Genomic DNA, 9215 nt, shown 5'->3' on the forward strand with positions numbered 1-9215 from the left:
CGCCGCGCCCGGGGGTCGGGCCCAGACCCGACCAACCCCCGGATCGACCCTCATTTTCAAATCTTTCCCCGAGGCCAACGGCATGACAAAGCTAGCCATGAACACCATGTCTGTCACTCGGCGGGGCCGGGGTCGATCCCGCGCAAGTTTCGAGAACACATCCATCGAGAACATCATCACCATGGAAGACCTCCAGCAAGCGGCTCACAGGATCAACCGGGATGCGAAGCCCGGGATCGACGGTGTCACCGCTGAGGACTACCTGAAGAACGCCAACCACAACCTCCGGCGGGTCTTCAGGGGCATCCACAGCGGCCACTGGAGACCCAGGCCCGTGCGCAAGGCCCCGATCCCCAAGGGCCCCAGGGAGAAACGCATCCTGGGCATCCCCTGTATGGAAGACAAGATCGTGCAGTGGGCCATGGTCTTCCACCTGGAGCCTCGGATGGAGGCCGTCTTCCTCCCCTGCTCCTTCGGGTTCAGACCCCGCGTCGGGACCATCGACGCCTGCAAGAAGATCCGGGATAACCTCGCCACTTGGCGGGGAGCCTGGATCATCGACGCCGACATCCGGAAGTTCTTCGACTCCATCCCGCACGAGGTGCTCATGCGTATCTTGAAGCGGATGGGCATACCGAAGTTCTACCGGCGCCTGATCTTCCAGTTCCTCAAAGCTGGGACCCAGGACGGGCGGAAGTGGGAGGCGACAACCCAGGGGACTCCCCAGGGCGGTGTGATCTCCCCGTTACTGGCCAACGTCGTCCTCCACTTCGCACTGGATACGTGGTTCTACGAGACGGTCACCCCCTGCCTCACGGGGCGGGCCGATCTCATCCGATACGCGGACGACTTCGTGATGATGTTCGAGGACGAGGCGGAAGCCCGGGTCTGTCTCCTGGCGGTCTCTACACGCCTGAAGGAGTTCGGCCTGGACATCCACCCCGAGAAGACCAGGATCATCAACTGCCATGGAACCCCCACGGACACGTTCTCCCCGGACATGACCCTGATGGATCCCACGGCGCTGAACTTCCTGGGCTTCACGCTCTCCATGGCGCCGGGCCAGGACTCGTCCTTGGTCCGGACCACCACCTCGCCGATCAGCATCCTCAGATCGGTGGGGAAGTGGCGCCGCGAAACGGAGAGGTGGCAGTTCCTCTGGGACCAGTGGCAAGCCCACCCTGAACGACGTGGGGAGCTTGAAGAACCCCTCGACGCAGAAGCACTCCTGGGCAAGATCAGGAAAAGCGTAGGCGGCTTCCTCGCCTATCAGAGCCACCTCAGTGATCTTGATGGATACCTCCGTTACCTAGAGGCAGTCAGGCCCGTTCTCGAAGCCCTGATGCACAGGGCACAGGCCACCAACGCCCACATGAGACGCCTGAAGTTGATGCTCTCCCCGGGGAACATCCAGGCCCTCATCGACGAAGCACGTCTACGTGGGCGTTACTTTAAGTCTCAATCCGGCGACTGGCGAACTTACCTGCATGGCTACCAGGTTGTTTGCCCGGGCAAGGGAGAGGCCGCTTGATCAGCGGCTTCGATCAGGCGCCTAACGGGGGACATCCCCGACGGCGACCCAGGCTGGCGCCAGCCGTGCCCGCGCTTTCGCGCATATGTATTCATTTCATCACCCACCACACTCCATAGGCCCTATCGGGCGGGAAGGCGGCACGGCGCTTTACATCCGTGCAGACCCCTGGACGGGCCAGGGGACGGCGGGCACCTCCGGGGGTGCCCGTCGTTATGTTGGGCGCCTACCCGTCCGGCAAGTTCGAGATATATCCCACGATCACCAAGCCCTACTAGTAGTGGGGGTGTCTTGAGGGAAGGCTACTGGGTCGTCGCCGCAACAGGTGCCTATCATCTCGTGGATGACCACGCCATGTGGATCCAGCGACCCGAGAACGCCCGGGCGCTCGGGCTCCCGGAGGAAGTCGTTGAGGCTATCCAGGCGGTGCGTTGGGACTTCAACGGCCCTGGACGCCGCCAGATCCTCACGTTGGCCATGGACAACGGTTTGATTCGCTCCCGTGGCCATGGCCCAGCCGAAGTGACATTCGAGTTCCGGATGGACACCGAGGCGGCGATCCGCGCCGTCGTCCCGTTCATGCAGGCAACCTTGGGGCCCGCCTCGGTGCCGAAGTTCAACTGCTTGCGAACGGGGGAGTCCATCAGCTTCGTCTATGGCGAGGCCCAGAAGATCATCGAGGCCGGGACCATCTCGTTCCTCTTGCCGGTCTGGCGGCGCCCGACCCAGGCCCTGCCGGTGCAGCGTCCCTATCTGCTCCTGAACGGTTTCGACCAGATGCCTGGGTGGACGTGCTGGGAGCTACCAGAGGGGTTGACCTCCCATGAACTGGTCACCCTGCTCCGCCAGCATGCGCCGCTGGGCAGCGGCTGGTTAGCCTTGTCGGACGGGAGAGCCTGGAGGTTGGCTCCCAGCACTCCGCCGCTGACACCGTTGCTGGACATCAACCCCGAGCTGGCGGACCGGGCCTGCCCCGACTGCGGTTGGCCATCGGGCGGCAAGGGGGCTTCCTGCCAGTGCCGGAACCTGACCGTCTGCCGGGTCTGCTCCTTGCCGTTCTTCTGGCCCATCCCTGGTCGGGACTACACGAACCTCCAGGGCGCCTCCTGCTACGTCACGGTCCTGGCCTCTGCTGGGCACCGCTGTGTCCACTGGCCGAGTGTCCGTGTGCTGCCCTTCGACGATTTGATCCGGCGCGGGCGTTGACGGCCATCGGCGTCGGGATCGTCGTCCTCTGGGCCCTTGCCTGCCTGGGCCTCCGGCTCCGTCTCCATGGTCGCCTGATAGTGACAGGGACCCCACTTGGGACTGCGGACTGGGTGCTGCGGGCCCTGGGGGCCCGGTGGCTGCCCAGGGTCAGCCTGGGCCTGCTGATCGTCCAGGGCGTCCGGGACCCAGGCGTAGTCGTTCACGTTCTCCGGGGCTTCGGTGGGCGCGATGTCCTTGCCCTTGTGGTCGCGGGGGCCTTCCGGTTGTGCTCGGCAGCGACCCTCTGGGCTGAGTTCCGGGCTGTGGAGGATCACCGGCTTCACCGCCTTGATCTTCGAGCCTCTCTGGTGTGGGAAGTGGCCTTCTGGGCGCACGTCGGCCTGAACACACTGCCACCCCTGCTTTGGAGCTAACCATGAAGATGAAAATGATCGAGCGCGGCGGGCAGGACCCCGAGACATGTCTGCCAGCAAACCCGCATCCTTCGACCACCCAGATCCGGGAGACCATCCTCCTCGACATGCGCGTCCAGGACCTCCGAGTGCCCCTGGTCCAAGCGGGCTTCGAGGTCAGGCTGATCCCCACTGACCAGCGCGGCACTGTGCCGCTCCGCCGCCCCGGCATGACCCCACGCCCACCGATCTTGATCACCGGAAAGGTCCGCGACTGGTTGCAGAAGGACACGAACCCGATGACCTTGGGGGTCAGCTTGATCAACGTCGCGGGCATCGTTGGCCACCCTGACGGATGCGCTGCGGTGCTGCTCAGGGCTCTTGCCGACCCCAACGTGCCCGCCTACGACCTCTTCTGGATGGACTTCAGTCCGGATGGTCGGCGCCACTTGATGTTGTTCGTGCGGGAGTAGACCCTGATCCGCGTGACCGTGGACTACGGCTTCGACCTGCACACGATCAGCATCTCTGAGGCAGTCTTCGCCCAGGTCCGGACGAGTGTGCCGGTGACCCTCCAGGGGCAGGGCTTCCCCGTCGAATGGGTCATGGAGCAGGACGAGTGGTCCTTCAACTGCGGTGCCCCTGGGGCCCTTCACGTGTTCACTGACACGGGCCGCGACGTGTTCGAGGGGAGCCTCGGGGACGCCGAGGTGGCCGTCCAGGAGGTCTGAGTAGGGTGCCAGCGGCCTTGTCCGCCCACGCCTGTGCCGACCACTGCTGCACCACCCCGGGTGGTGTGCATCCCGGAACCGCCCCACAAATACACCACAACGGGCGGGCCTCTGGGGCCAAACAGGGGACTTACGAGCACCCAATAGCACCCAAATGCACTCGGCCTGACCCTGGGGTCCAAACAGAGGAAAGCCCTGAAGCTAGTGGCTATCAGGGCTTTCGTCTTTTCGATCTGGGGCGGCTGAGGGGACTCGAACCCCCGACACCTGGAATCACAATCCAGTACTCTAACCAACTGAGCTACAGCCGCCGTTGGACCATCCAGATTATCCTGGGCGGCTCGGGAAGACTAGCGGGAACCTTCGGGGGACTGCGGTCATCGAAGACATGCCGGGGGACCCGGCGGAGTGAGGAGATCCATGAAGCGTCAGGTGAAGCAGATTCTCGGGTTGTCGGCCTTCGCGGCCGGGTGCATGGCCCTGGGGATGGGACTCGGCCACGGGTGGATGGTGCAGGCCCAGGAGGAGAAACCGGTGGTGGTGGAGGCCAAGGGCCTGGACCGTCTGCCTCCCATCGCGGATGTGGCCGAGAAGCTGAACCCCACGGTCGTGGCCATCACCAACACGAGCTTCGTGAAGGGTCGCCGGGGCTTCGACCATCCCCAGGTGGGCGGTCAGGACTTCTTCGACTTCTTCTTCGGGCCTGGCGGCCCCCAGCAGCGGCGCACCCCCCGGGGCGGCGAGGACGAGCAGCGGGCCGTGTCCGGCGGCTCCGGCGTGATCATCTCCCCTGCCGGCGAGATCCTCACCAACTACCACGTCATCGCCAGCATGGGCGGCGGCGACAATGCCCTGGAAGTCAAAACGAACGATGGCAAGAGCTACAAGGCAACCGTGTTGGGCAAGGACAAGGAGCTGGACATTGCGTTGATCAAGATCGACGCCTCGCACCTGCCCTTCGCCAAGCTCGGCGAGTCGGATTCCCTGCGCATCGGCGAGTGGGTGGTGGCCATCGGCAACCCCTTCGGCCTAGAGCACACCGTCACCCAGGGCATCATCAGCGCCAAGGGCCGCAAGCTCGACACCGGCGTCAGCTCCTTCCTGCAGACCGACGCCGCCATCAACCGCGGCAACTCCGGCGGCCCCCTGCTGAACCTGCGGGGCGAGGTGGTGGGCATCAACACCGCCATCAACCCCGCCGGCCAGAACATCGGCTTCGCCGTGCCCATCAGCCAGGTGAGCCGCATCCTCAAGGACCTGCGCAGCGGCAAGCCCGTCAGCCGGGGCTATCTGGGCATCGGCCCCGCCGAGCTGGACCAGGCCTACCAGGACGCCCTGGGCGTCAAGGAGGGCGTGGTGGTCAGCACCGTGGAGAAGGACCAGGCCGCAGACAAGGCCAAAGTGCAGCGCCTGGACGTGATCACCGCCGTGGAGGGCCAGCCCGTGCGCAGCCCCGACGAGCTGGTGACGGCGGTCTCCAGCCGCCGGGCGGGCGAAACCCTCAAGCTCACCCTCTGGCGGGATGGCAAGACCCTGACGATCACGGCCACCCTGGGTGATCGCAAGGCCATCGAGGACCAGCGCCGCCGCGAGGCCGGCGAGGAGGTCGAAGGCGACTCCGGCCCCAAGTCCCAGGGCGACCTGAAGAGCCTCAACCTCGAGAAGGCCTACGGCTTCACCGTGGAATCCGCCGATCCCAAGAACCGGCTCAAGGGCGTGGTGGTCACCTCGGTGGATCCCCGCTCCCCCGCCGCGGACCGCGGTCTGGCCCCTGGCATGATCATCACCGAGGTCGGCCGCCAGCCCGTGAACACCCTGGGAGATTTCAACGTCGCCGTAAAGAAGTCTGGGGGCCGTACCCTCCTCCTCTTCATCCAGTCCCCCAACGGCAACCAGAAGATCACCCTGGCCATCCCTCCCCGCTGACCTATACCCCCAGCGTGAAGATACCGATGAAGGAAGCCCTGGATGTCCCAGGGCTTCCTTCATTCCGCTAGACTTGAGGGTTCAACCCAGCCTAAGGAATCGACCATGGGCCAGCGCCTTCTCCTCGTGGACAGCGACCGGAGCTTCCTCAAGGAGCATCAGGTCAGCCTCGATGCGGCCTTCGACCTCGAGCTGGCGGGCTCGCCGGACGGCGTGATTGCCAAGCTGGAGACCGGTGCCTTCGCCGCCGTGTTCATCTGCGTCGAGGTGGCCGACAACAAGGGCTACGCCCTCTGCTCCTCCATCCGCAAGAACCCCAAGCTGGACGGCGTGAAGATCGCGCTCATCAGCGCCAAGGCCACCGAGGAGGAGTACCGGCGCCACCAGAGCCTGAAGGGCCGGGCCGACCTCTACCTGCACAAGCCCATGGCGCCCAGCGCCCTGGTCGCCGCGCTGGCGCCCCTGGTGCCCGGCCGCACCCTGGATCCCGACAATCCGCTGGGGGAGCTGGTGGACACCGAGCTGGGGGACGACTGGCTGGACGGGCTGAAGGGCGCCCTCGATGGTCCGCCCGCCGGAGCTTCCGCCGCGCCTGTCTTCGGCGTCCGACCCTCCTCGCCGGTGCAGACCACCAACCTGGACCGGGGCCCCGCCCTGTCCGCCGAGGTGCCCCCCGATAGCCGCCACGTGCGGCTCCTGGAGGACCAGGTCGCCAACCTCCACGAGGAGATGCGGGCGAAGGATCAGCGCCTGGCGGCCGCCGAGGAACGCTTGCGGGTCGCCGAGGCCGAGGCCCAGCAGATCCAGCGCCAGCTGAACTCCGTGACCCTGAACCTGGACGAGATGGAGCGCAGCACCAAGGAGGCCGAGCACCTCAAGTCGCGGCTCGCCGAGACCGAGGCGGCCCTCCGTTCACTGGAGGAGAGTCGGGGCCGCGAAGGCGAGAGCGCAGAGACCCTGAAGACCCAGCTGAAGGAGGCCCTTCTCGAGCGCACGGACCTCATCCAGCAGGTGGAGACCCTCAACCAGCAGGTGGGTGAGAAGGCCCAGCGGGCCATCGAGCTGTTGAAGGAGCGCGATCGCCTCATGCACGAGACCATGGACCTGGAGCCCTTCCGGGCCAAGGTCGGGGAGTTGGAGACCGCCTTGGCCGAGAAGGAGGCGGCCTTCGCCGCGCACCAGCAGGACCAGGCGGACGCCCTCGCCGGGAAGGATGAAGCCCTCGCCGCCAAGCAGCAGGACCTGGATGCCGCCCTGCTCGCCCAGGGCCAGCTCAACACCACCATCGAGGGGCTCGTGGAGCAGCACACCAGCCTGGAGGGGATCCACCAGGCGACCCTCCTCGAGGTGGTGGGCTTCAAGGAGAAGGCCCACGGCTACCAACTGGAGATCGCGGGGCTGGAAGCCACCATGCGCGGGCAGGGCCGCGACCTGGCCGAGCTTGGCGCCCGGCTGCGCCAGGTCGAGGCCGAGCTGGCGGCCAGCCAGGCCCTCGTCCTGGAGGGGGACCAGCAGCTGCTGGCCAAGCAGGAGATCCTCCAGCAGCACCAGGAGGAGATCACCCACCTCGGCGGCCAGCTGGCCACCGCCCGGCAGCAGCTGGACGAGGCCAACATCCTCCACGACGGCCAACGCCTTGAGCTCATGAACGGCCTGGATCAGAAGGAGGCCGAGATCATGCGCCTGAACCAGGTGATCACCGAACTCCAGGACTCCCACGCGGCCCTGGAGCGGGAGAAGCAGGCCGTCCTCGGCCAGCTCGCCGAGCACCGCGACCGCCTGCAGAACCTCGACGGCCTGCTCCAGGAGATCCAGGACAAGCTGCGCCGCGGATCTGATCTCGCGAAGGGCTGACTGACGTGACCCTCGCCGCGGCCCTCATCTGCGCCGCCCTCATCCTCCTCAGTGCCTTCTTCGTCCTGGCCGAGTTTGCGGCCGTGCGGATCCGGGAAACGCAGCTGGAGGCCCTGGCGGAGGAGGATCCCCGCGCCCTCCGCGCCCTTGAGGTCCACCGGGGGCTCTCCCACCATCTGTCCGCCATCCAGGCGGGCATCGTGCTGTGCGCCCTGGCTCTGGGTGCCGTGGGCGAGGAGATGTTCAGCCACGCCTTCCATGTCCTCTTCGGCCGCCTGCCCTGGCCCAGCCTCATACTGCCCTTCAGCACGGCCTTGGCCCTGCTGGTGATGACCACGCTCCACGTGGTGCTGGCCGAGCTGGTGCCCCGCAGCCTGGCCATCCGCTCCGCCGTGCCCTGGGCCCTGCGCACTGCCGCGCCCCTGCTGGCCTGGTCGCGCCTGGTGCGGCCCCTCACCTGGGGGCTCACCAAGCTGAGCCACCTGGTGCTGGCCATCTTCGGGGTGCACCCCGAGGCCGACGCCGAGGACCTGCTGCCCTCCGAGGCAGAGTTCCGCCGAATGCTGGAGCGGAGCCAGGCCCAGGGCCACCTGGAACTGGACCGCAAGGAGCTCATCGAGAACCTCTTCGACTTCAGCCGCCGCATGGTGAAGGAGATCGCCGTGCCCCGGGCCCGGGTGGTCTGCTTCGACCTCACCCGCAGCCTCGCCGACAACCTCGCCCTGGCCCGCACCACGCCCCACACCCGCATCCCCCTGGTGGAGGGCGACCTCGACCGCGTGGTGGGCGTCATCCACCTCAAGGAGCTGCTCTGGGCCATGCAGGACACGGATGGCGCCGTGGACCTGCGCGCGCTGGCCAAGCCCCCCTTCTTCGTGCCCGAGATGAAGCCCATCCAGGGCCTGCTGCTCGAGTTCCAGCAGCGCAAGCAGCACCTCGCCCTGGTGGTGGACGAGCACGGCGGCGTGGATGGCCTGGTCACCTTGGAGGATGTCCTCGAGGAGCTGGTGGGCGAGATCCAGGATGAGTTTGACCGCGAGGCCATTCAGCTGCGCAAGACCCGCGGCGGCGCCTGGCTGGCCCAGGGCAACGTCATGCTCGAGCAGCTGGTGGATCACCTGAAGCTCAGCCTGGAGACCGAGGCGGGCTCCGTAAGCCTGGGCGGCTTCTTCCAGGAGCGCCTTGGACGCGTGCTGCGCCCCGGCGACGAGTTGCGCCTGCAGGGCTGGCGCATCCGCGTGCTATCCATGCGTGGGCGCGCCCCGGGCCAGTTCCTGCTCAAGCCCCTGCCGCCAGAACCGGCCCCGCCGGATGCCTGAACCGCTGGAGGGGTTCCTGCTGGCGGCGGGCCTCGGCCTGCGCATGGGGGCCCTCAGCCAGTGCCTGCCCAAGCCCGCCTGGACCCTGCGGGGCCGGCCCCTGCTGCAGTGGGGCGCGGAGGCCCTGCGCCGCGAGGGCATCACCCACCTGGCCTGCAACGCCCACCTGTGGCCGGAACGCCTCCGCGCCGTGGCCGGGGGCGTCGAGGTCTGCGAGGAGCCTGAGCTGCTGGGCAGCGCCGGGAGCCTGCTC

The 9215-nt window shown here is 66.9% G+C and carries 9 protein-coding genes and 1 tRNA gene; 9 read left to right on the plus strand and 1 reads right to left on the minus strand.

The features are described 5' to 3' along the window. Positions 1–82 precede the first annotated feature (82 nt). The 5 genes from WAS25_RS07220 (at position 83) to WAS25_RS07240 (ending at position 3863) form a co-directional block, all read left to right on the plus strand. Positions 83–1531: a reverse transcriptase domain-containing protein gene (locus WAS25_RS07220; protein ID WP_422310843.1), complete on the plus strand. Its 1449-nt coding sequence runs from the start codon at positions 83–85 to the stop codon at positions 1529–1531. 291 nt (positions 1532–1822) lie between these two features. Further along, entirely contained in the window at positions 1823–2737 is a 915-nt protein-coding gene (locus tag WAS25_RS07225; protein ID WP_422310844.1) for a hypothetical protein, read from the plus strand. Next, positions 2734–3153, plus strand: a complete 420-nt coding sequence (locus WAS25_RS07230) for a hypothetical protein (RefSeq protein WP_422310845.1) — start codon at positions 2734–2736, stop codon at positions 3151–3153. The genes WAS25_RS07225 and WAS25_RS07230 overlap by 4 nt, the downstream gene beginning before the upstream one ends. 2 nt (positions 3154–3155) lie before the next feature. After that, entirely contained in the window at positions 3156–3605 is a 450-nt protein-coding gene (locus WAS25_RS07235) for a hypothetical protein (protein ID WP_422310846.1), read from the plus strand. A gap of 12 nt (positions 3606–3617) precedes the next feature. Then, positions 3618–3863, plus strand: coding sequence for a hypothetical protein (locus WAS25_RS07240; protein WP_422310847.1), 246 nt, complete (start codon positions 3618–3620; stop codon positions 3861–3863). A 234-nt stretch (positions 3864–4097) separates the two neighbouring features. On the opposite strand, the gene WAS25_RS07245 is transcribed toward WAS25_RS07240, so the two are convergent. Continuing rightward, a tRNA-His gene (locus WAS25_RS07245) sits at positions 4098–4174 on the minus strand. Between the two features lie 109 nt (positions 4175–4283). Here WAS25_RS07245 and WAS25_RS07250 point away from each other — a divergent pair. The 4 genes from WAS25_RS07250 to WAS25_RS07265 form a co-directional block, all read left to right on the plus strand. After that, positions 4284–5789: a trypsin-like peptidase domain-containing protein gene (locus WAS25_RS07250; RefSeq protein ID WP_422310848.1), complete on the plus strand. Its 1506-nt coding sequence runs from the start codon at positions 4284–4286 to the stop codon at positions 5787–5789. A 105-nt stretch (positions 5790–5894) separates the two neighbouring features. Further along, entirely contained in the window at positions 5895–7643 is a 1749-nt protein-coding gene (locus tag WAS25_RS07255; RefSeq protein ID WP_422310849.1) for a response regulator, read from the plus strand. 5 nt (positions 7644–7648) lie between these two features. Then, positions 7649–8962 (plus strand): hemolysin family protein, encoded by a 1314-nt coding sequence (locus WAS25_RS07260; protein WP_422310850.1) that lies wholly within the window; start codon positions 7649–7651, stop codon positions 8960–8962. Next, positions 8955–9215: NTP transferase domain-containing protein (locus WAS25_RS07265; protein ID WP_422310851.1), on the plus strand; the 261-nt coding region annotated here is incomplete at its 3' end. The genes WAS25_RS07260 and WAS25_RS07265, both read left to right, overlap by 8 nt.

The organism is Geothrix sp., from assembly GCF_049292215.1.
Classification (GTDB): Bacteria; Acidobacteriota; Holophagae; order Holophagales; family Holophagaceae; genus Geothrix.

Coding starts and splice junctions, on each gene's coding strand:
- WAS25_RS07220 (WP_422310843.1), top strand. CDS start 83: ATGACAAAGCTAGCCATGAACACCATGTCTGTCACTCGGCGGGGCCGG.
- WAS25_RS07235 (WP_422310846.1), top strand. CDS start 3,156: ATGAAGATGAAAATGATCGAGCGCGGCGGGCAGGACCCCGAGACATGT.
- WAS25_RS07250 (WP_422310848.1), top strand. CDS start 4,284: ATGAAGCGTCAGGTGAAGCAGATTCTCGGGTTGTCGGCCTTCGCGGCC.
- WAS25_RS07255 (WP_422310849.1), top strand. CDS start 5,895: ATGGGCCAGCGCCTTCTCCTCGTGGACAGCGACCGGAGCTTCCTCAAG.